Annotated in this window: 18 protein-coding genes; 8 read left to right on the plus strand and 10 right to left on the minus strand. The window is 71.1% G+C overall.

What is annotated here, in order from left to right; translation table 11 throughout:
* Window positions 1–102 precede the first annotated feature (102 nt).
* Entirely contained in the window at window positions 103–510 is a 408-nt protein-coding gene (locus tag ACP6CK_RS27280; protein WP_426959989.1) for an MOSC domain-containing protein, read from the plus strand.
* 4 nt (window positions 511–514) lie between these two features.
* Here ACP6CK_RS27280 and ACP6CK_RS27285 read toward each other — a convergent pair whose 3' ends face one another.
* Window positions 515–2,014, minus strand: coding sequence for a lyase family protein (locus ACP6CK_RS27285; RefSeq protein ID WP_426956481.1), 1,500 nt, complete (start codon window positions 2,012–2,014; stop codon window positions 515–517).
* A 111-nt stretch (window positions 2,015–2,125) separates the two neighbouring features.
* Here ACP6CK_RS27285 and ACP6CK_RS27290 point away from each other — a divergent pair, with 111 nt between their 5' ends.
* Together ACP6CK_RS27290 and ACP6CK_RS27295 are read left to right on the plus strand one after the other, a co-directional pair.
* Window positions 2,126–3,823, plus strand: a complete 1,698-nt coding sequence (locus tag ACP6CK_RS27290; protein WP_426956482.1) for an IlvD/Edd family dehydratase — start codon at window positions 2,126–2,128, stop codon at window positions 3,821–3,823.
* Window positions 3,820–4,770 (plus strand): D-2-hydroxyacid dehydrogenase family protein, encoded by a 951-nt coding sequence (locus ACP6CK_RS27295; protein ID WP_426956483.1) that lies wholly within the window; start codon window positions 3,820–3,822, stop codon window positions 4,768–4,770. The genes ACP6CK_RS27290 and ACP6CK_RS27295 overlap by 4 nt, the downstream gene beginning before the upstream one ends.
* Before the next feature lie 7 nt (window positions 4,771–4,777).
* On the opposite strand, the gene ACP6CK_RS27300 is transcribed toward ACP6CK_RS27295, so the two are convergent.
* From ACP6CK_RS27300 to ACP6CK_RS27325, 6 genes are all read right to left on the minus strand, one after another.
* Complete coding sequence (locus tag ACP6CK_RS27300; protein WP_426956484.1) at window positions 4,778–5,629, minus strand: N-formylglutamate amidohydrolase; 852 nt, start codon at window positions 5,627–5,629, stop codon at window positions 4,778–4,780.
* Between the two features lies 1 nt (window position 5,630).
* Window positions 5,631–6,797 (minus strand): mandelate racemase/muconate lactonizing enzyme family protein, encoded by a 1,167-nt coding sequence (locus ACP6CK_RS27305; protein ID WP_426956485.1) that lies wholly within the window; start codon window positions 6,795–6,797, stop codon window positions 5,631–5,633.
* Window positions 6,794–8,311 (minus strand): ABC transporter substrate-binding protein, encoded by a 1,518-nt coding sequence (locus ACP6CK_RS27310; protein WP_426956486.1) that lies wholly within the window; start codon window positions 8,309–8,311, stop codon window positions 6,794–6,796. Before ACP6CK_RS27310 ends, ACP6CK_RS27305 begins: the two co-directional genes overlap by 4 nt.
* A 17-nt stretch (window positions 8,312–8,328) precedes the next feature.
* Window positions 8,329–9,957, minus strand: a complete 1,629-nt coding sequence (locus ACP6CK_RS27315) for a hydantoinase B/oxoprolinase family protein (RefSeq protein WP_426956487.1) — start codon at window positions 9,955–9,957, stop codon at window positions 8,329–8,331.
* Window positions 9,957–12,026, minus strand: a complete 2,070-nt coding sequence (locus ACP6CK_RS27320) for a hydantoinase/oxoprolinase family protein (protein ID WP_426956488.1) — start codon at window positions 12,024–12,026, stop codon at window positions 9,957–9,959. The genes ACP6CK_RS27315 and ACP6CK_RS27320 overlap by 1 nt, the downstream gene beginning before the upstream one ends.
* A 63-nt stretch (window positions 12,027–12,089) precedes the next feature.
* Complete coding sequence (locus ACP6CK_RS27325) at window positions 12,090–13,652, minus strand: alkaline phosphatase D family protein (protein ID WP_426956489.1); 1,563 nt, start codon at window positions 13,650–13,652, stop codon at window positions 12,090–12,092.
* A gap of 255 nt (window positions 13,653–13,907) precedes the next feature.
* Here ACP6CK_RS27325 and ACP6CK_RS27330 point away from each other — a divergent pair, with 255 nt between their 5' ends.
* Window positions 13,908–15,056, plus strand: a complete 1,149-nt coding sequence (locus ACP6CK_RS27330; RefSeq protein ID WP_426956490.1) for an ion channel — start codon at window positions 13,908–13,910, stop codon at window positions 15,054–15,056.
* 6 nt (window positions 15,057–15,062) lie between these two features.
* Here ACP6CK_RS27330 and ACP6CK_RS27335 read toward each other — a convergent pair whose 3' ends face one another.
* On the minus strand, window positions 15,063–15,662 hold the full coding sequence (locus ACP6CK_RS27335) for a DUF938 domain-containing protein (protein WP_426956491.1): 600 nt from the start codon (window positions 15,660–15,662) through the stop codon (window positions 15,063–15,065).
* A gap of 13 nt (window positions 15,663–15,675) precedes the next feature.
* Between ACP6CK_RS27335 and ACP6CK_RS27340 the strand changes: the two genes are divergently transcribed.
* Genes ACP6CK_RS27340 through ACP6CK_RS27355 form a run of 4 tightly spaced genes read left to right on the plus strand, consistent with a single transcriptional unit; the run spans window position 15,676 to window position 18,975 of the window.
* Window positions 15,676–17,118 carry an NAD(P)-binding domain-containing protein gene (locus ACP6CK_RS27340; protein ID WP_426956492.1) on the plus strand — a complete coding sequence of 481 codons (1,443 nt, stop codon included), beginning with the start codon at window positions 15,676–15,678 and terminating at the stop codon, window positions 17,116–17,118.
* Window positions 17,115–17,615 carry a CMD domain-containing protein gene (locus tag ACP6CK_RS27345; RefSeq protein WP_426956493.1) on the plus strand — a complete coding sequence of 167 codons (501 nt, stop codon included), beginning with the start codon at window positions 17,115–17,117 and terminating at the stop codon, window positions 17,613–17,615. The genes ACP6CK_RS27340 and ACP6CK_RS27345 overlap by 4 nt, the downstream gene beginning before the upstream one ends.
* Window positions 17,612–18,187 (plus strand): peroxidase-related enzyme, encoded by a 576-nt coding sequence (locus ACP6CK_RS27350; protein WP_426956494.1) that lies wholly within the window; start codon window positions 17,612–17,614, stop codon window positions 18,185–18,187. Before ACP6CK_RS27345 ends, ACP6CK_RS27350 begins: the two co-directional genes overlap by 4 nt.
* A complete protein-coding gene (locus ACP6CK_RS27355; protein WP_426956495.1) occupies window positions 18,184–18,975 on the plus strand; it encodes an SDR family oxidoreductase in 792 nt (263 codons plus the stop codon). Before ACP6CK_RS27350 ends, ACP6CK_RS27355 begins: the two co-directional genes overlap by 4 nt.
* Window positions 18,976–18,979: 4 nt before the next feature.
* On the opposite strand, the gene ACP6CK_RS27360 is transcribed toward ACP6CK_RS27355, so the two are convergent.
* Together ACP6CK_RS27360 and ACP6CK_RS27365 are read right to left on the minus strand one after the other, a co-directional pair.
* Window positions 18,980–20,047, minus strand: a complete 1,068-nt coding sequence (locus ACP6CK_RS27360) for a radical SAM protein (RefSeq protein WP_426956496.1) — start codon at window positions 20,045–20,047, stop codon at window positions 18,980–18,982.
* Window positions 20,037–21,101 carry a spore photoproduct lyase family protein gene (locus ACP6CK_RS27365; protein ID WP_426956497.1) on the minus strand — a complete coding sequence of 355 codons (1,065 nt, stop codon included), beginning with the start codon at window positions 21,099–21,101 and terminating at the stop codon, window positions 20,037–20,039. The genes ACP6CK_RS27360 and ACP6CK_RS27365 overlap by 11 nt, the downstream gene beginning before the upstream one ends.
* Between the last annotated feature and the right edge of the window lie 34 nt (window positions 21,102–21,135).

The following is a 21,135-nucleotide window of genomic DNA, read 5'->3' on the forward strand; positions in this document are numbered from 1 at the left end:
GTCCTCGCGCGGTTATTGGACGGGCCGGTCGCGCCGGGGCGCGTCGCCTGGATTGGCCTGCGCCCAGCCCGGCGGATGCCGGTGCAGGTGGTGGAGTAGGTCCTGGCCGAGGAGGGGAGGGGGCTCGCGGGGGATCGCTACGCCGGCACGGGTGGGAAGCGCGAGGTGACGCTCATCGCGCAGGAGCACCTGAACGCCATCGCCTCCTTCCTCGGGCGCGAGGCCGTAGGGCCGGAGCGGCTGCGCCGGAATCTCGTCGTCACCGGAGTCAATCTGACCGCGCTGAAGGGCCGTTGCTTCCGTGTCGGCACCGCGCTGCTGGAATGGACCGGCGAGGCTCACCCCTGCTCCCGCATGGAGGAGGAGCTGGGACCGGGCGGCTACAACGCCGTGCGTGGCCATGGCGGCATCACCGCCCGCGTGCTGGAGGGCGGTCCCATCCGGATCGGGGACGCCGTGACGCGGGCGACGGAGGATCCGGCACCCGGCCCGCAGCCGCGCCTCCTGTAGCCGTTCAGGGCGAGGAGAGGCGGGCGAAGGCGGCGTCGCGCTCGCGCTCGGCCGCCTGCAGGCGGGCGCGGGCGGCGGCGATCCAGGCGCGGTCTCCCTCCAGCGCCGCTCGCTGGACGGTCAGCATCCGCTGTACCTCGGAGGGCTGCGGGCCGCCCAGGCCGCGGCTGGCCCGCACCATGCCTTCGGCCGAGAGGGATTCCCGGAAGCGTTCCTCGGTCAGCGGCAGGCGGGCATCGGTCTGGCCGAAGCCCCGCGCCGCCTCGGCGTAGATGCGCTGCGCCTCGGCGAAGGGGATCTCGGAGGCGCGCAGGCGGTTCCTGCGGCCATAGGTCACGAGGTCCGAGGCGAAGTGGTGGCCGATGCGGAAGGGCACGTCCGCCTCCCGCTGCAGCACGTCCGCCAGCTCCGTGGTGGTGGAGTAGTCGTCGTTCACCTCGGCGAGGGCCCGCTCCGGATCGAAGCGCAGGGCGGACAGCACGCCGGCGAGGTTCTGGTACATCCGCGCCGCATCCCGCAGCACCGCGTCCGGGCCGAAGACCTTGTAGTCGTGCATGCCGGAAGGAACGTTGTGCGCGCGCATCGCGTACATCTGCGCCCCGGACACCACGTTGCTGGACAGCATCCGCAGGAACACGAGGCCGGAGGGGTTCCGCTTCTGCGGCATGATGCTGCTCACGCCGGTCTCGCTGCCTTCCGTCAGGATCAGCCAGGGGCGGGTCTGGGCGTATTGCTGCGTGATGTCGGCGATCAGCATGCCCACGGTCAGCGCGCCCGTGGCGGCAGCGTTGTCGAGTTCCGCCCGGATGTCCATGGCGGAGATCTGGTTCGCGTCCAGCGAGTTCTCCAGCACGCCGTCGAAGCCGAGCAGCGCCGCCAGCCGCGGCCGGTCCACCGGGAAGGAGGAGGTGCCGAGCGCCGCCGCGCCGAGCGGCGAGAGGTTCACCCGCGCATAGCCCTCCCGCAGCCGGGTGGCGGCGCGGGACAGGGCGGCGGCGTAGCCCAGCATGTAATGGCCGAAGGAGATCGGCTGCGCCTGCACGCCCCAGGTATAGGCGGGCATGATGCTGTCCGGGTTGCGCGCGGCCATGGCCAGCACCGCCTCCCGCGCCGCGCCCAGGGCGTCCAGCAGGTCCAGCACGTCCTCCCGCAGGAAGAGCACGCCGTAGGTGGCGCCGATATCCTGGCGGCTGCGGCCGGAATGCAGCCGCGTCACGTCCGGCCCCCCGGCCGCGATCAGGCCGCGCTCCACCACGAGGTAGTCGGCCGAGCGCTGCGCGCCGGGCCGCGCGCCCTGCTCGATCACCTGGCGGATGCTGTCCGCGATCCGGGCGCCGAGGGGACGGGGAACGATCCCCGTCTCCATCACCATAACGGCGGAGGCCTTGTTCATTTCGTTCAGCCAGTAGAAGGCATCACGCGGGGGATCGTCGGCCCGCGCCGGGCCGGCCATCAGCCCCACGGCGATCACTGCCGCCCCGAACATCCTGATCCCCAGCCGCATGGCCGCTTCCCCCGAGGCTTTGCAGGAAGCCTACCCCATGACAGGACCCTGGCCATCTGGCATTTCCGCGCGCCTGATCTAGCCTGCACGGGACAATGAGGGGAACGCGCCATGGCCACCGGATTGCGAAAAGGACTGACGAGCTACGGCGATTCCGGCTTCTCGCTCTTCCTGCGGAAGGCCTTCATCAAAGCCGCGGGCTATTCGGATGACGCGCTGGACCGGCCGATCATCGGCATCACCGACACCGCCTCCGACTTCAACCCCTGCCACGGCAACGCGCCCCAGCTGATCGAGGCGGTGCGGCGGGGCGTGATGCTCTCGGGCGGGCTGCCCATGGCCTTCCCGACGATCAGCATCCACGAATCCTTCTCCCACCCCACCTCCATGTACCTTCGCAACCTGATGGCGATGGACACGGAGGAACTCGTCCGCGCCCAGCCGATGGACGCGGTCGTGCTCATCGGCGGCTGCGACAAGACGCTGCCGGCGCAGATCATGGGCGCGGCCTCCGCCGGCATCCCGGCGATCGTGCTGCCGGTGGGACCGATGGTGGTGGGCCACCACCGCGGGGAGGTATTGGGCGCCTGCACGGATTGCCGCCGCCTCTGGGGTCAGCACCGCGCCGGCAGGATCGACGAGGCGGAGATCGAGGTCATCAGCGGCCGGCTCGCGCCCTCGGTCGGGACCTGCATGGTGATGGGGACGGCCAGCACCATGGCCTGCATGATCGAGGCGATGGGCCTGTCCCTGCCGCACTCCGCCGCCATCCCCGCCCCGCACGCCGAGCGCCTGCGCTGCGCCGAGGCGAGCGGTCGCGTGGCGGTGGAGATGGCGAAGCGCGGCGGCCCCGTGCCGCAAGCGCTGCTGACGCAGGGGTCGCTGCGCAACGCCATGACGGTGTTGCAGGCGATCGGCGGCTCCACCAACGGGCTGGTGCATCTGGCCGCCATCGCCGGGCGCGTGGGTCTGCGTGTGGACCTGGAGGAGTTCGACCGCATCGGGCGGGAGGTGCCCGTGCTGGTGGACCTCAAGCCCTCCGGCGACCACTACATGGAGCACCTGCACCACGCCGGCGCCGTGCCGCGCCTGTTGCAGGAGCTGGAGCCCTTCCTGGACCTCGACGCGCCGACCGTGATGGGCGGCACGCTGCGGGACTACCTGGCGCTGGCCGAGGATGTCCCCGACCAGACCGTTATCCGCCCGCGCAGCAACCCGCTGAAGCAAACGGGCGGCATGGCGGTGCTGCACGGCAATCTCTGCCCCGGCGGCGCCGTCATCAAGCACGCGGCCGCCACGCCGTCCCTGCTGAAGCACACCGGCCGGGCCGTGGTCTTCGACAGCGTGGAGGACCTGACGAACCGTGTGGACGATCCTGCGCTGGACGTGAGCGCGGACGACGTGCTGGTGCTCCGCAACGCGGGTCCCAAGGGCGCGCCGGGCATGCCGGAGGCGGGCTATCTGCCCATTCCGAAGAAGCTCGCCCAGGCCGGGGTGAAGGACATGGTCCGCATCTCCGACGCGCGCATGTCCGGCACGGCCTTCGGCACGATCGTGCTGCATGTCACGCCGGAGAGCGCCGTGGGCGGGCCGCTCAACCTCGTCCGCACGGGCGACCGGATCGCGCTGGATGTGGAAGCGCGATCCCTGACCCTGATGGTGGATGACGCCGAACTGTCCCGCCGCGCGGCCGAGGCGCCGCCGCCCGCGCCGGGGCCGAAGCGCGGCTACGCGAAGCTGTTCCACGACACCGTGCTGCAGGCCGATCGCGGCTGCGACTTCGACTTCCTGACGGGAGAGGGTGCATGACCCAGCTGAGCCGCATCGCCATCCTGGACGACTACCTCGGCGTCGTGCCGGGCCTGGCGGATTGGGATTCGCTGGGCGTTCCGTATGACGTCTTCCGCGACACCATCACCGACCAGGACGCGCTGGCCGCGCGGCTCCAGCCCTACGACGCCATCGTCCTGACGCGGGAGCGCACGCCGTTCCCGCGCGCGCTGATCGAGCGGCTGCCGAAGCTAAAATTGCTGATCACGACGGCGGGCCGCAACGCCTCCGTGGACGCCGAGGCCTGCCGCGAGCGCGGCATCATCTTCTGCGGCACGGAGGGGATGGGCTCGCCGACCTCAGAACTGACCTGGGCGCTGATCCTCGGGCTGGTTCGCCGGATTCCAGAGAATGATCGGTCGTTGCGGCAGGGCGGCTGGCAGGCTGCCATCGGCGATGGGCTGGAAGGCAAGACGCTCGGTATCGTCGGCCTCGGCCGGCTGGGGCAGCGCGTGGCGCGGGTGGCGCGCGCCTTCGACATGCGCGTCATCGCCTGGAGCACGAACCTGACCGACGAGACGGCGGAGAAGGCCGGCGCCACGCGCGTGAGCAAGGAGGCGCTGTTCCGGGAGGCGGACGTGGTGACGGTGCACCTCGTCCTCTCGGCGCGGTCACGCGGGACGGTCGGGGCAGCGGATATCGCGCTGATGAAGCCGACCGCCTACCTCGTGAACACCTCCCGCGGGCCGATCGTGGATGCGGCGGCGCTGGCCGAGGCGGTGCGGGCCCGCCGCATCGCCGGCGCCGCGCTGGACGTCTATGACCAGGAGCCGGTCGGCCCCGGCGATCCCCTGGCCGACCTGCCGAACAGCGTGCTGACGCCGCATCTCGGCTACGTCACGCGGCAGAACTACGAGAAGTTCTACGCCGGCGCGGTGGAGGACATCCGCGCCTTCATGGCGGGATCGCCGATCCGGGTGATCTGACCCGGCCTCAGCGCGCCGGCTTCTCCCGCGCGAGGGCCACGACCGCCCGCGCCACCTCGGTCAGGTGTTCCCGCACCTGGGCGAGGCCGGGGCCGCGGGTGCGGGCGGCCTCGTCCATGAACAGGCCACGGTTCATCTCGATCTGCAGACTGTGGACGCCGCCTGCGGGGTTGCCGTGCTGGCGCACGCATTCCGCGCCGATGAAGTGGGTGTTGCGCGTGACCTCGTAGCCGAATCCCCTCAGCGTGTGCTCCACCACTTCCACCAGCTCCGGCCCGCAGGTCGTGCCGTTGCGGTCGCCAAGGTCGAAGTGGGAGCGGCGCACGCCGGTGTCCGCGGCCACCGCCGGCATCGAGTGGCAGCTCAGGTGATACGCCACCCCGTGATCGGCGCGAAAGCCGGCCAGCAGGCGCGCGAGTTCCCGGTGATAGGGCAGGTAGTAGTCGTTCAGCCGCCACTGCACCTCGGCCACGCTGAGCTTGCCGTCATAGATCGGCTTCGTGCCGGCGCAGACCATCGGGATCAGGCCGATGCCCGCCTTCGTCTTGGCGGAGGGCTGCAAGGGCTCCGGCCATTCCCCTTCCAGCGCGGCTGGGTCGATGTCCAGCGCGTGCCGGTTCGGATCGATGAAGGCGTTGGGGAAGAGGGCGTAGAGCCAGGTGGCGCCCGCCTCCGTCACGTTGGCGTACAGTTCCTCCACATACATGGAGATGGAGCGCTGGAGGTCCGTCAGCGATGCGACGCTGCGGAAGGCGCGCGGGTACTCGCCGCCGCTGCGGGGGATGTCGAACAGCACGGGTGCTACTGCACCAGCGGGATCGCGGCGCGCAAAGACGCCGGGAAGAACATCGGTCTGCATGTCAGTCGGATCCAACCTCGGCGCGCAGGAAGGGCGCGACCTTCGATTCCACCAGTTCCACCCCGAGCCCCGGCCGATCCGGGATCGCCACCCTGCCGCCGCGGATCTGCGGTTCCAGGGGCGCGTCCACCAGGGCGAAGTGCTCCGGCACGCGGAAGGGGTACATTTCCTGGATCAGGAAGTTCGGGATGCAGGCATCCAGTTGCAGCGCGGCGGCCGTGGCCACCGGCCCCGCGCAGAGGTGCGGCTGCACGCGCATGTTGTACATCTCGGCGATGGCGGCGATCTTCTTCGTCTCCATCAGACCGCCCACGGTGCCGATATCCGGCTGCACGATGGCAGCCGCCCGCAGCTCGAAGAGCCGCCGGAAGCCGTAGCGGGTGTAGAGCCGCTCGCCCGCCGCGATGGGCACGTCCAGCTTGTCCGCCACGATCTTCATCGCGTCGGTGTCGAAGGCGTCCACCGGCTCCTCGAGGAAGGTGAGGTTGAACTCCTGCAACTGCTGGCCCAGGCGAATGATGGCGTCGGTGGTCAGCTCGCCGCTCATGTCCACCATCAGCTCCACGTCGGGGCCGACGGCGTCCCGGACGGCGCGGACGCGGGCCACCGCCAGCCGCTCGAAGTCGCGGTCGAACTCGCGGCGGGAGACGTGGGCGAAGACGCCGTTCGGGTGATTCTTGATGGGCGTTGCCAGCGGGTAGAACTTCAGCGCGTCGTAGCCGGCCTTCAGCGGCATCTCCGCGGCGCGGGCGGTCTCGTCCGGCGTCACGGCGCGGAAGGACCAGCCATTGGCGTAGCAGCGCACCTGGTGCCGGTAGGCGCCGCCGAGCAGCTGATACACCGGCACGCCGAGCGAGCGCGCCTTGATGTCCCACAGCGCCGTCTCGATCGCGCTGATGGCGGCGAAGACGATGGGGCCGCCGCCCTTGGCCCAGAAGGTGTGGTCGTAGAGATCGCTCCAGATCGCCTCGACCGCGTGCGGATCACGGCCGATCACGATCCGTCGCAGCATCTCCTCCATCGTGGCCACGGCACCGGCCGCGCCGATGCCATAGGCCAGCGCTGCCTCGCCGAGGCCCCAGGTGCCGTCATCCGTCCAGAGCCGGAGGATGATCGGCTTCCGGCCGTCGATCTCGGCGAGGTAGATCTGCGCGCGCGTGACCTTCACGTGACGTTGGCCGTCTCGAAGGTGAGGCCGGAGTAGAAGGTCAGCGCCCCCGGCAGGTTCTGGAAGCCTGTCACCTCCCGCCGCATGGCGTAGCCCTGGCTGCGCCAGGTCAGGCCGACCATCGGCGCCTGCTCGATCGCGATGCGCTCCATCTCCCGGTAGATGTCGCGGCGCTTCGCCTCGTCGAACTCGGCGCGGCCGGCGTTCAGCAGCTCCGTGATCCGGTCCACCTTTAACCCGAAGGAGCGGACATAGGAGGGCGACAGGCTGCCATCGATGAAGTTGGCGATCCCGTCCGGATCGTTGCTGTCCGCCGCCGTGCCCATCACCGCCAGATCATACTGGCCGCGATTGCCGAGCGTGATGCGCGTGGCCCAGTCCGGCAGGTTCAGCGTCGCGTTGATGCCCACGGCGGCCAAATGCTGCTGCACCACCTCCGCCGTGTCCTTGTGCATCCCGTATTGCGCGGTGGAGAGGATGGAGCAGGTGATGCCGTTCGCGTGCCCCGCCTCGGCCAGCAGGCGCTTCGACAGGTCGGGGTCGTAGCGCCATCCATGCTTGAACTCGGCGTTGTAAAAGCGGCTGGACTCCGGGACGGGCAACTGTTCCAGCGGGGAGCCGCGGCCGAAGAAGGCGGCGCGCACCAGATCATCCCGGCGCACGGCATGCGCCACAGCGCGGCGGACGCGCGCGTCGTTGAAGGGCGGCTTGGAGCCGTTGAAGACAAGGAACATGAAGGCCCCGTCCACCGCATCCAGCTTCAGCGCGGGATTGGCGGCGATCGCGTCCATGTTCTGCCAGGGCACGTATTCCACGAGATCCACGTCCCCGGATTGCAGCGCCGCGACGCGCAGGTTCTCATCCGGATAGGCGGTGACCTTCAGCCCCTTCAGGCGCGGCAGGCCGGGTCGATAGTAGCCGGTGAAGGGCTCCAGTTCGAGCGAGACGCCGCGTTCCTGGTTCTTCAGGATGAACGGTCCCGCGCCGACGAAGGTGCCGCGCGCCGAGTTCCGGGAGATGATCGGCAGGTGGTAGCTCGCCATCCAGATGGGCAACGTTACCACGGGCTGCTTCGTAACGATCCGCACGGTGCGGTCATCGGGCGTCTCCACCCGGTCCACGCCCTGCATCTCCGCGCGGAAATAGGCGGTGGAGCGCTCGGCCGCGACCTGCTCGATCGTCCACTTCACGTCCGCGGCGGTCACCTTCTCGCCATTCTGGAAGGTCGCGTCGCGCAGGCGGAAGGTCCAGGCATTGCCCTCCTGCGACCAGGATTCCGCCAGCTCGCCCCGCAGCTGCCCGTCCGTGCCGTAGGAGGTGAGGCCGCGATAGATCATCAGCTTCACGGTCGCCGCCGCCGTGCCGCCATTCACCCAGGGCTGGATGGAGGGCGGGAAACTCGACAGGCCGAAGGTCAGCACCCCCGGCGTGCGCGCCCGGGCACCGGGCATCTTCAGGAAGGGCAGCGCGGCGGCCGCACCGATGGCGGCACGGCGGGAGAGGGTCGGGACCATCCGGAACGCTCCTTCGTCTAAGGGTGGTGATAGGCCTCTCGCGCGACGGCGGGGGCGATCACGCCCTCCGCCAGGTCGCGCGCGACATCCTCGGGGCGGCGCCCCGCCGGGGGACCGTAGCCGCCCGCGCCGGGGCTGACGACGGCGAACCACTGGCCCGCCTTCAGCGCGGCGTCGTCGCGGGCGAAGGTCACGCCGGGCCCGCACTCGATCGCGCCATGGCCGCCCGGACCGCCGCCGAACAGGCCCCAACTCTCCGATCGCAGCCGGGTCACGTCCACGCGCACGCGGCAATCCGCATCCGCCCGGTAGACGCGCCGCAGCCCCATGCCGCCGCGATGCTGCCCGACGCCGCCCGAGCCCTCCACCAACTCGTAGCGGACGAGGGTCAGGGGATACTCGTTCTCCAGCGCCTCCACCGGCAGGTTGGAGGTGTTGGTGGTGTGGACATGCACCCCATCCAGCCCGTCCTTGTTGGGACGCGCGCCGGAGCCGCCGCCCATCGTCTCCAGATAGACCCACAGATCGCCCCCCTCCCGCTGCCCGATGAAACTGGCCACGGTGCAGGCGGAGTTGGAGCAGGCGGTGACGCGGTCCGGCACCGCCTGGGCGAGCGCGCCGAGGATGAGGTCCGACACGCGCTGGCAGGTCTGGATGCGGCCGTTCACCGCCGCGGGGTGGGTGCAACTCAGCACCGTGCCCTCCCGCGCCGTGATCATCAGGGGGCGCATCAGCCCGGCATTCGGCAGGATGGTCGGGTCCACCACCGACTTCACGGCGTAATAGGCGGTGGCGAGCAGCGCCGTGCGGGTCATGTTCAGCCCGGCGCGAAGCTGGGGCGGCCCGTCGAAATGCAGCGCCATGGTGTCGCCGCGGATCGTCACCTCGACGGTCAGGCGCAGGGGCGTCGTGACTTCGGCGCTCTCGTAGAGGTCTTCGAAGTGCCAGGTGCCGTCCGGCATGGCGGCGATGCCTGCGCGCATCTTCCGCTCTGCATAGTCCAGCAGCGCCCGGCCGGCGGCCAGCACCGTGTCCACACCATAGCGGGCGCAGAGGTCGCCGAAGCGCTGCACCCCCACCCGGTTCGCCGCCATCTGCGCCCGCAGGTCTGACAGGCGCTCCCGCGGCACCTGACAGTTCAGCAGGATCAGGTCTTGGATGTCCTTCTGCAGCACCCCCGCGCGGTAGAGCCGCACGGGCGGGATGCGCAGCCCCTCCTGATAGATATGCGCGTGGCCGCGATCGGCGAAATCGGAGTGGTGGGCGAGGTTCACCGTCCAGGCGGCGATGCGGCCTTCCACAAAGATCGGCTCGGCGAGGACGATGTCCGGCAGGTGGGTGCCGCCGCCGGCATAGGCGTCGTTGCCGACGAAGACGTCGCCCGGCCGCATCTCCGCCACGTCGTGCAGGGACAGGATGTGCGGCACGATGCCGATGAAGCTGCCCAGGTGAATCGGAATGTGCTCGGCCTGGCAGAGCGTGTTCCCGTCCGTGTCGAACAGGGCGGTGGAGCAGTCCCGCCGCTCCTTGATGTTGGTGGAGTAGGAGGCGCGGATCAGCGCCTCCCCGGTTTCCTCGACGATGGAAGAGAGGGCGGCGCCGATCACCTCCACCGTGATGGGGTCGAGGGTCGGCGCCGCGTCCATCAGGCGTCTTCCAGGATGAGGTTGAGGTAGCTGTCCACCCGCGCCGTCATCCCCGGGGGCACGACGGTGGTGGCGTCCATCTGCTCCACCACCGCGGGACCGGCGAAGGTGTTGCCGGGCTTCAGCCCCTCCCGGTCGTAGATCGGGGTGGAGACGAAGTCGCCTGCCTCCGGAAACCAGACCTGCCGCTGGCCGGTGATGGCGCCGGACGCATCCGGCCCCGCCATCGGGTGGGATCGCAGCTCCGCCTTGCGAACGAGGCCCGTCGCCTCCAGGCGCAGGGTGACGATCTGGATCGGCTCCTCCTCCGCGACGAAGCCGTAGCGCTGGCGGTGCTCCTCCGCGAAGCCGGCGGAGAGCGCCTCGATCGTCGCGGCGGTGACCGGACCGTTCGGCAGCGGCACGGCCAGCTCGTAGTTCTGGCCGGTGTAGCGCAGGTCGGCGGTGCGGGTCAGGCGCCGGTTCTCCGGCGCGATCCCCTCATGCGCGAACCAGGATTCGGCGCGGGCCGTCAGGTCGTCGAAGGCGGCGGCGACGTCGGGCACGGAATCCGCGGAGGCCGCCATCAGACGCGTGGCGGCGAAGTCGGCGCGCAGGTCGGTCAGCAGCAGCCCCATGGCGCAGAGGATGCCGGGATTGCGCGGCACGAGCACACGCCGCATGTCCAGTTCCCGCGCCAGCCGCGCCGCGTGCAGCGGGCCGGCCCCGCCGAAGGCCATCAGCGTGTAGTCGCGCGGATCGTGGCCGCGCTGGACGGAGATAACCCGGATCGCCCGCGCCATGTTCGCTGTCACAACCGACAAAATGCCCTGCGCCGTCTCCATGACGCCGAGGCCGAGCCGGTCCGCCAGCTTCGCGATGGCCGCGCGCGCCAGGTCCTGCCGCACCGGCATCCGGCCGCCGAGCAGGTATTCCGGGTTCAGCGTCTGAAGCACGACGTTGGCGTCGGTCGTCGCCGGTTCCGTGTTGCCCTTGGCGTAGCAGACCGGGCCGGGATCGGCACCGCAGCTCCGCGGCCCCACCTTCAGCAGCCCGCCCGCATCGATATAGGCGATGGAGCCGCCGCCGGCGCCGACGGTGTGGATATCCAGCATCGGCGCCTTGATCGGGTAGCCGTGGACGGTGGCTTCCGATGCCAGCTTGCAGGACCCGCCCTGCAACAGCGCGACGTCCGTGGACGTACCCCCCATGTCGAAGGTGATGAGATCCGGGAAGCCGGACAGTGCCCCGATCGCCTGCGCGCCGACGACACCCGTGGACGGCCCGGACAGGATCGTCCGCACCGGCATCTCGGCGGCCATGGAGAAACCGATGACGCCGCCGTTGGACTGCGTCAGATGCGGCGTCGTCGTCATGCCGAGGTCGCGCAGCCGCGGCGTCAGCCGCTCGATGTAGCTCCGCATGACCGGGCCGAGATAGGCGTTCAGCACCACGGTCGAGAGACGCTCATACTCCCGGAACTCGGGCGCGATCTCGTGGCCGGCGCTGATGAAGGCGTCCGGGTGCTCCTCCCGGATGATCTCCACCGCGCGGCGCTCATGCTCCGGCCGGATGAAGCCGTAGAGGAAGGAGACGGCGACTGCCTTCACGCCCGCCTGCTTCAGGGCGCGCGCGGCGGCGCGCACGCGCTCCTCGTCCAGCGGCGTCTCGATCTCGCCGGTGTAGCGCACGCGCTCCGGCACCTCGAAGCGAAGGTCGCGGGAGACGAGGGTGGGTGGCTTGTCCGCCTGCATGTCGTAGAGGTCCGGACGCTTCTGCCGTCCGATCTCCAGCAGGTCCCGGAAGCCGTCCGTCGTCACCAACCCGGTGCGGACGCCCTTGTGCTGGATCAGCGCATTGGTCGCGACCGTCGTGCCGTGGCCGAAATAGGCGACTGGCGCGCCGGGCTGGTCGCCGGCCTCCGGCGCCACGCGGCGCATCCCTTCCTCCACGCCCTGCGCAATCCCGCGGGAGGGATCGTCGGGCGTGGAGGACACCTTCCAAACCTCCACGCGCCCGGCCTCCTCATCGAAGAGGCAGACATCCGTGAAGGTGCCCCCGGAATCCACGCCGACCCGCCAACGCGCCATGCCATCCGTCCCGCAACTGCGAAGGGGGGACTATTCGCCCGCCTCGGCGAGGCGGCAAGGGCGTCAGGACGGCAAAAGTCCAGATCGTCCACTCTCCACGCGATAGCGCCGGAGGGTGGAGATCCCGGTGTTCCGGTCCGCGACACTGGCGACGGCGCGCAACTCCGCCTGGGCGGCGCCGGGTGTCAAAGCCACGGTCACATAGCCCCGGTGATCGCCGTTGGCGTAGGCGATGTGCGGCTCGTTGGGATAGGTCTCGCGATAGCGGCCGCCCTGGCTGGTGATGGAGGTGCCGGTGAACTCCACTGCGACGGGCGGCGTCTCCGGCCGGTCGAAATCCGGCCGCAGTTCCGCGACGAGATGCGCGTGGATGTCGCCCCCGATCACGATCGGGTTCCGCGCGCGCGTCTCGGTCAGTGCGTCCATCAGGCGGCGCCGCGCGGCGGGGTATCCGTCCCAGCCATCGGTCCAATAGACCGGCGGGTCCCCGCCGCCGAGCCGCGCCATCCGGGTCTGCTGCGCCAGGATATTCCAGCGGGCACTTGAAGATGCGAGACCGTCCCGAAGCCAGCGCTCCTGCTCCAGCCCCAGCAGGGAGCGGGCGGGGTCGTCCCGCTCGGCGCACTCTCCCGCGCGCACGCGCGTCGCGCCGCCGCGGTCGGGGCGCTGGCAGGGCTGGTGGTCGCGGTACTGCCGGTCGTCCAGGATGTGAAACGCGGCCAAGTCGCCGAAATCGGCACGGCGGAAGATACGGGCCGAGGCGCCGCGCGGCCGGACTGATTCCGGCAGCGGCATGTGCTCCCAGAACGCCTTGTAGGCGGCGGCGCGGCGCGCCAGGAACGGTTCGTCCCGCTCGCGCTCTCCGCGGTCGTTCGCGTAGTCGTTGGAGACCTCGTGGTCGTCCCATGTCACCAGCCAGGGGGCCGCGGCATGGGCGGCCTGAAGGTCCGGATCGGATTTGTACAGGGCGTAGCGGTCCCGGTAGCCCTCCAGGTCGCGCGCGGTCGGGGAGTCGTGGTGGCGCACGAGGTTCCGGCCCCACGACGCCTCGTAGATGTAGTCGCCGAGGAAGACGACGACGTCAGGTTCCTCCGCCACCATGTGGCGATAGGCGCCGAAATAGCCGTGCTCGTATTGCTGGCAGGACGCGACGGCGAAGCGCAACGATGCCGGCATGGCACCCGCCCGCGGCGCCGTGCGCGTGCGTCCGACGGGGCTGGCCACGCCCAGGGCGGTGAAGCGGTACCAGTAGGGCCGGTCGGGCTCCAACCCGCGGATATCCGCATGGACGCTGTGCGCATCCTCCGGCACGGCGGTCGCCTGACCGCGCTGTGCCACGTCCCGCAGCGCCGGGTCCCGCGCGACCACCCAGTCCACCGGCACGGGATCGGGCGCCATGCCGCCACCGTTCCGGGGCTGCGGCGCCAGGCGGGTCCAGAGCACGACGTGATCCGGCCCAGGCTCCCCGGAGGCGACGCCGAGCGAGAAGGGGTCCTCTGCCGCGCGGGCCCCGGCGCAGCCGAGCAGCGCGAGGCCGGGCAGGGCCAACCCGGCCCGCAGCAGGCTGCGGCGGCGCGGGAGGATCAACGTCCGTGCGCGGTCCTGGCCCGATTCCTCAAGCGGCATGGAGCGGCCGTGTCCTCCGATGGAGCGTCCGGGCGTTCCATCGCCCGAGACGCATGACGATAGGCGCCGTGTCCTGCGCCTCCAACGTGGTTCCCCGCGACCACTGGGAAGTGGACAGATCGTAAGGAAACGGCAGGATCGCCTCTGCAATGGGTTGGAGAGGGGCCATTCGCCTGGACGTCGAGACATGCCGGAGCACCCGGCCTGCCGGGGCTGCCCGCGGCCCGGCCTGGCCCGGCGGGGCATAGCGCGGCCGTGCCCGGCGCCCCCGAACGGCTGCAGGCCGGCCCCGACGCGCCGGACGAGCCGCGGCCGCGCCGCCGTCCCGGCAGCGTCATCCAGGACCTGACGGACCGGCTGCGGATCACGCTGCTCGGCCTGTTGCTCCTCGTCAGCCTGCACATCGAGGCGATGATGGCGATCGAGGGCATGTCCCTCGACGAGGCGACCTGGCTCACGTTCACCACCATCACCACGACCGGCTACGGCGACCTGGCAGCGAAGACACCGGCGGGCCGGGCCGCGACGATCATCCTGATCTACCTGTCCGGAATCTTCCTGCTGACGCAGGCGGCCACAACCTTCTTCGAGCTGCGGATCCTCCGGCGCCTGCGGATGCGGCGCGGGGAATGGAGGTGGAAGTTGCGAGACCACATCGTCTTCATCAACGCGCCGGCCGAGAATCCGTGCCCCTATCTCCGCCGCCTGCTGGACCAGCTCCACGCGTCCCATGCCGGGCTGACGGGCATCCGCTCCCTCCTGCTGACCGAGGACTTCCCGGAGGCGCTTCCGCTCGAACTCGTGGACGACAAGCGGATCGTGCAGGTGCGCGGCCGCTTCGACGATCCCGACGCGCTCTCGGACGCCGGCGTGGACGAGGCCCGCTTCATTGTCATCCTGGCGGCGCAGGACGCCGACCGCCTTTCCGACAGCCGGGCCTTCGACCTGATCCACCGCCTGCGGGAGCGCGGTGCGAAGGCCCGCATCGTCGCGGAATGCGTGGAAGATTCGAACCGGCCGCGCCTGCGCCGCGCGGGCGCGGACGCCGTGCTGCGCCCGCTGCGCGCCTATCCCGAGATGATCGTGCGCGCCATCGTCGCCCCGGGCGCCGAGCGGATCATCGAGCGCCTCTTCTCCAGCGAGGGCGACGAGTGCCTGCGCTATGAGGTCTCGGTGGACGGGCTGCCCTGGTGCCAGGTCGCGTTTGCCGTCCTGCAGGCCAATTTCGGCACCCCGATCGCCTATGTGGACGCGCAGGGGCAGCTCCGCACCAACCCGCCGCCGATGGAGAAGGTGGCGCTGCGAGCGATCTTCGTGATGGTCGATGACTCGCAGCACCCGACCTCGGATGCGATCCAGACGGTGCTGGACCGGGCGGCGCGATCTTCGGTCGAGGTCTGCTGACGGCGTTTAACCCCGGCGGAAGGCGACGACGAGGTTGTTCGCCGGCATCTCCTCCACCTCCGGCGGCCCGAAGCCCTGCGCCGCGGCGGCCGCCGCCACCGCCTCCAGGTCGCGCACGCCCCATTCCGGATTCCGCCTGCGGAGGGATTCGTCGAAGCTCGCGTTGCTCGGGGCCGTATGCGCCCCGCCGCGCCGATACGGGCCGTAGAGCACCAGCGGCCCGCCTGCGGGCAGCACTGCCCCCGCGCCCCGCAGAAGCCCCAGCGTCGCTACCCAGGGCGCGATGTGGATCATGTTGATGCAGAGCACCGCATCGGCCCGCGCCAGCGGCCAGGACCCGGCCGCCGCATCCAGCGCCAGGGCGGGCCGCACATTCGGCATTCCCGCCGTCCAGGCATCGGTGCTGGCCCGTGCCCCGGGATCGGGGTCGCTCGGCTGGAAGGTCAGGCCGGGCAGGGCGGCGGCGAAATGGGCGGCGTGCTCGCCCGACCCGCTCGCCACCTCCAGCACCAGGCCCCGTAGCGGCAGAAGGCGGCGCAGGGCCGCCAGGATCGGTTCCCGGTTCCGCCCCGCCGCCGGCGCGTGACGCCGCGGGTCATCCGACATAAGACACGCCCCCGTGGACCATTCGCTTCTCCCTGTGACCGGCCTGGACGCCCTGGAGGCCCGGCTGCGCCAGGACCTGGACTGGCTGGAGCTTCCCGCCAAGCCCTGGGTCCCCCCGCGCGAGACTGACGGCCGCTCCGTCACCGACGTGGCCGTCATCGGCGGCGGCATGGCGGGGCTGGCGGCCTCCGCCGCACTGCGTCTGATCGGGATCGACCGGCAACGGGTGCTGGACCGCGCCGAGCAGGGCCAGGAAGGCCCTTGGGTCACCTTCGCCCGGATGGAGACGCTGCGCTCCCCCAAGGGCCTGACCGGCCCTGCCCTGGGCCTGCCCGCGCTGACCTTCCGCGCCTGGTTCGAGGCCCAGTTCGGCGCCGAGCCCTGGACGCAACTGGACAAGATCCCGCGCACCCAATGGATGGACTACCTGAACTGGTACCGCCGCGTGATGGCGGTGCCGGTGGAGAACGGCGTCCACGTCACCCTGATCCGCCCGCGCGAGGACGGGCTGATCGCGCTGGAGATGGAGGTGGGCCCGCCGGTCCTCTGCCGCCGCCTCGTCCTCGCGACCGGACGGGATGGGCTGGGTGGCGAGTTCGTGCCGGACATGGCACTGGGGGTGGACCGTCGCTTCTGGGCCCATTCCCGCGACACGATCGACTTCGCGGCCCTGCGCGGGAAGCGCGTGGGGGTGGTCGGGGCCGGCGCCTCCGCCATGGACAATGCCGCGACGGCGCTGGAGGCCGGGGCCGCCTCGCTCGACCTCTTCGTCCGCCGTCCGGCCCTGCCGCGGGTCAACAAGTTCACGGGCATCGGCAGCCAGGGCGTCGTGCACGGCTTCGCCGGCCTGCCGGATGAATGGAAGTGGCGCTTCGTCCACCACGCCAACGCCGCCCAGACCCCGCCGCCTCGGGACAGCACGCTGCGCGTGGCCCGCCATCCCCATGCCCGCCTGCACCTGTCCAGCCCGATCCGGTCGCTGGAGCAAACGGGCGGCGCGCTCCGTGTGACGACGCCGCACGGCTCCTATGAGCTGGATTTCCTCATCTTCGCCACCGGCTTCCGCGTGGACCTGGACCGGCGGCCGGAGTTCGCGCTCATCGCCCGGCATATCCGCTTCTGGGGCGATCGATTCCCGACGCCGCCGGGGGAGGAGAGCGAGGAGCTGTCCTTCTCCCCCGACCTCGACGCCGATTTCGCCTTCCAGGAGAAGGTGCCGGGCGCCTGCCCGGCGCTGCGGCACATCCACGCCTTCAACCACCCGGCCAGCCTCTCCGCCGGCAAGCTGGCCGGCGATATCCCTGCCATCTCCGCCGGGGCGCAGCGCCTGGCGCGCGGCATCGCCCGATCCCTGTTCGTCGAGGACCGCGAGGCCCATTTCGAGCGGCTGAAGGCCTACGACACCCCCGAACTCCAGGGCGACGAATGGGCGCCCTTCACCGGAGGCCCCGCTTGAGCGCCGAACCCGAAGACCTGATCGAGAGCATCCTGGGCGTCACCCCGGACTCCCCCATCGGACAGCTCCGCCGCCGCCGGCCGGAGGCGCTGCGCCACGCCCAGGGCGCCTATCGCGAGCTGCTGATGCCGGAGGACCCCGGTACCGTCCCGCCCGCCCACCGCGCCGCCCTGGCCCTTCGCGTCGCGCTGCGGGAGGGCGACGACGCCCTGGCCGACCGCTACCGCGCCCTGCTGGCGGAGGATCCGGAGGCCCTGATGCTGGCCGAGGACCTGTCCGGCGCCCCGGTGGAGGGCCGCCTCGCCGCCCTGCTGCGCTATGCCGACACGGTGGCCGCGAAGCCGGAGGCGGTGACGCAGGAGACGATCGATGACCTCACCGCCCTCGGCCTGACTCCGCGCGACATCGTGGCGGTGACGCAGCTCACGGCCTTCGTGCCCTATCAGGTCCGGCTCCTCGCGGGGCTTCGCGCGATGCTGCAGGAGGACGCCGCATGAGCCGCTTCACCATGCAGGAGGTCGGCTGGAACCCCCGCGTCCCGCCCGTCCAGGCGGAGACGGCGACCCCCGCGCAACTCGCGGCGCTGGAGGCGTGCCCCCCGGCGCAGCGCCGCTCCACCTACTTCCTGACCCTCGCCAACGACCCGGCGTCGCTTGGGGAACGCGGTGCGCTGTTCAACACGGTGATGTACGCGCCCCGCGGCCTGCCGCGCGCCGAGCGAGAGCTCGCCACCGCCGTGACCTCCATGGCGAATGGCTGCGTCTACTGCACCTCCGTCCACGCCAAACGTTTCGCCGACCTGTCGAAGCAGCCCGAGGTGATGCAGCACATCCTCGACGAGGGCTGGGAGGCCGACACGGACCCGCGCCGCCGCGCCGTCTCCGCCTTCGCGGACAAGCTGACGCGCACGCCGGAAGCGGTGAACTCGGCCGATCTGGGTCCGCTGCGCGGGGCCGGGCTGGACGACCTGGAGGTGCTGGACCTCATCCACAGCATCGCGATGTTCGCCAACGCGAACCGGCTGATGCAGTCGCTCGGCGATTCCATCCCGCCCGGCATCGCCGCGTGACCGCGCTTCCGCCCGTGCGCCTGGACGGTCGTGTGGTCCTCGTCACCGGCGGCACGCAGGGGATCGGGGAGGGCTGTGCGCTGGCGGCCGCCGAGGCCGGCGCTGCGGGAGTCTGCATCACCGGCCGCGATGCAGCGCGCGGCGCGGCAGTGGTGGAGCGGCTGCGCGCCCTTGGCACCCACGCCCACTTCGTTACGGCCGATCTGGCAGATGCGGGAGCCACGGCCAGCATCGTCCCGCAGGCGGAGGCCGCGCTCGGCCTCGTAGACGGGCTGGTGAACGCGGCGGGCCTGACGGATCGCGGCACGGTCCTGGACACCTCCGCCGCGCTCTGGGACCGGCTCTTCGCCGTGAACGCCCGCGCGCCCTTCCTGCTGACCCAGGCGATGGCGCGCCGGCTGAAGGATGCCGGGCGGCCCGGTGCCGTCGTCAACGTCATCACCATGTCCAGCCACGGCGGCCAGCCCTTCCTGACGGCCTACGCGTCGTCCAAGGGCGCACTGGCGACGCTGACGAAGAACACCGCCCTCGGCCTGCGCCCGCTCCGCATCCGCGTGAACGGGATCAACATCGGCTGGGCCGACACACCCGGCGAGCACGCCATCCAAGCGCGGGACGGCCGCCCGCCGGACTGGCTGGAACAGGCGGAGCCCGCCCAGCCCTTCGGCCGCCTGATCCGCCCGCGCGACGTGGCGGGGCTCGCGACCTATCTTCTCTCCGATGCGGCGGAGATGATGACGGGCTCGCTGATCGACTTCGACCAGACGATCATGGGCGCCTACGAGTAGCGCCCTACGTCCAGTAGAGCCGCCGCGCCCCCGGCAGGTGCCGCGCCGCGCTCGCCTCCAGTGCGCGGCGCAGATCGGCCATCGTCGCCTTCGGGAAGACGAACTTCGCCGAGCCGAACTTCGTCAACTTCCTGGAGCGCTGCTCCGGGTCCATCTCCAGGTCGGAGCCGGGGTACCAGCCCTGCAGCACCTCGCGCGATCCCTCGGTGAAGCGGTGGGTGATGAACTCCACCGTCAGATCGGGTTCCGGCGCGCCGTCCAGCGCCGCCGCGCAATCCGCCAGCAGCGCGTCATAGGCCGCCTCCCACGCCGGCACGGGCATGATCGGCGCGACCGTCAGCCCGATGCGGTAGCCCGCCATCGCCGCCCGCCGCAACGCCGCCAGCCGCGCCGGCATGCGCGGCGCCCCGCCCTCATGCCGCTCCGTCCCCCGCGCGTTGACGGAGAAGCGGATACGCGTTCGCCGCCCGTGCGCGAGGTCCAACAGCGGCTCCACCCCGTCATACTTCGTGGTGAACCGCAGCCCGACCGGCGCGTCCCAGGTGCCGAAGAAGCGGATCGTCTCCGCCAGCGACCCCGTGACGTGCTCGATTCCCAGCGGGTCGGTGTAGCAGGAGGCCTCGTAGGTCGTGCCCTCCGCCGCGCGTGCCGGGTCCGCCGACGTGACCTGCCCCTTCCCGAGCAGCGGCGGCAACTCGGCCAGGATCTCCGGGAGGTTCGCATACGCCCGCACCACGGGCGGCCCGGAGAGCGACCCCGCGAGGTAGCAGTAGGAGCAGTGCGCGGGGCATCCCTCCGCCAGATCGAAGCGCCAGTCTGCCGAGGGCGGGATCGGCTGCGGCCGTCGCCTCGATGGAGAGGCGACCGTCACGGCGAGGGTCCGCTTCGCCTCCCTGTAATCCGCCGGCAACCCGGACAGGCGATCGGCCTTCAACCGGACCACCTCCGCGCCGAGCGCCGCGGCACGCTCCACCATCGCGGCCCCGTGCGCCCAGCCCATGGCCGCCGGCGTCACCAGCACCCGCTTCGGAACCCAGAGCCGCGCGGGTGGGGACGGCGCGTCAAAAGGCATAGCGCACCTGGCAATAGGGCATCCGCTCCGCCAGCAGCGCCTTGAACCGCGACAGCCACCGCCCTTTCCAGCCCGTGCGGTAGCGCAGGTTCACGCCCCCGGCCTCGGACAGCTTCTCCTCCTGGATGTCGGGGCGCCACAGCACCTCCTCCGCGCGCGGATGCCAGGCGAGGTTCACCTCGTGCAGATCGCGGTTGTGGGTCAGCATGATGACCTCCGCCGCCAGCTGCTCCTTCACGGTGCCGGGCAGCGCGTCATCCAGCTCGGCGAAGAGCTCCTTCCACTCCGCCTCCCACCCCTCGTGCAGCACGACGGGCGAGAAGTTCAGGTGCACCTCATAGCCCGCGCGGTGCAGCTCGGGGATGAAGGCCAGCCGGTCGCGGATGGGCGCCGCGCGCACGTCCAGCAGCTTCGCCATCCCGTGCGGCATGAGCGACATCCGCACCCGCGTCCGCCCGCGCGGGTCGTAGCCCAGCAGATCGGGGTTCACCCACTTCGTGGCGAAAGACCCCTTGCCGTTCGGGATGTCCCGGAACGCCGCGACGAGGTCCCGCACATTGTCGGACACGGCGGCATCCACCGACAGGTCGCCATTCTCGCCGAGGTCATAGACCCAGTCCCGCGGGTCCACCTGGTTCGGCTCCGCCTTCGGGCCGAGCTTCGCGGCGTGGCGGGCGCAGGCCGCGGTGATCGCCTCGATGTTGACGAAGACGGTGATCGGGTTCGCGTGCCCCTTCCGCCGCGCGACATAGCAGTAGGCGCAGGCCATCGCGCAGCCGTTGGAGGTGGAGGGTGCGATGAAATCCGCGGACCGCCCGTTCGGCCGGAAGGCCAGCCCCTTCTTCACGCCGAGCACGATCACCTCCCGCTTCGGCCGCAGGAAGTCGCCGGGATCGCCCTCCCGCAGGTCGGGGATCCGCCAGTGGGAGGCGACCTCGATCCGCTCCGCATCGGGGAAGCGCGCGAGGACCTGCTGCCCGCGCGGGTGCGCCGCCGCCGCGGGTTCGAGGTAGATCGTGCGGACATCCAGGAGGGTCGGGGGAAGGGCAGTCATCCAACCCCGGATATGGGGTGGCCGCCCGCCCGCG

Source organism: Muricoccus radiodurans (genome assembly GCF_050154705.1).
GTDB classification, from domain to species: domain Bacteria; phylum Pseudomonadota; class Alphaproteobacteria; order Acetobacterales; family Acetobacteraceae; genus Roseomonas; species Roseomonas radiodurans.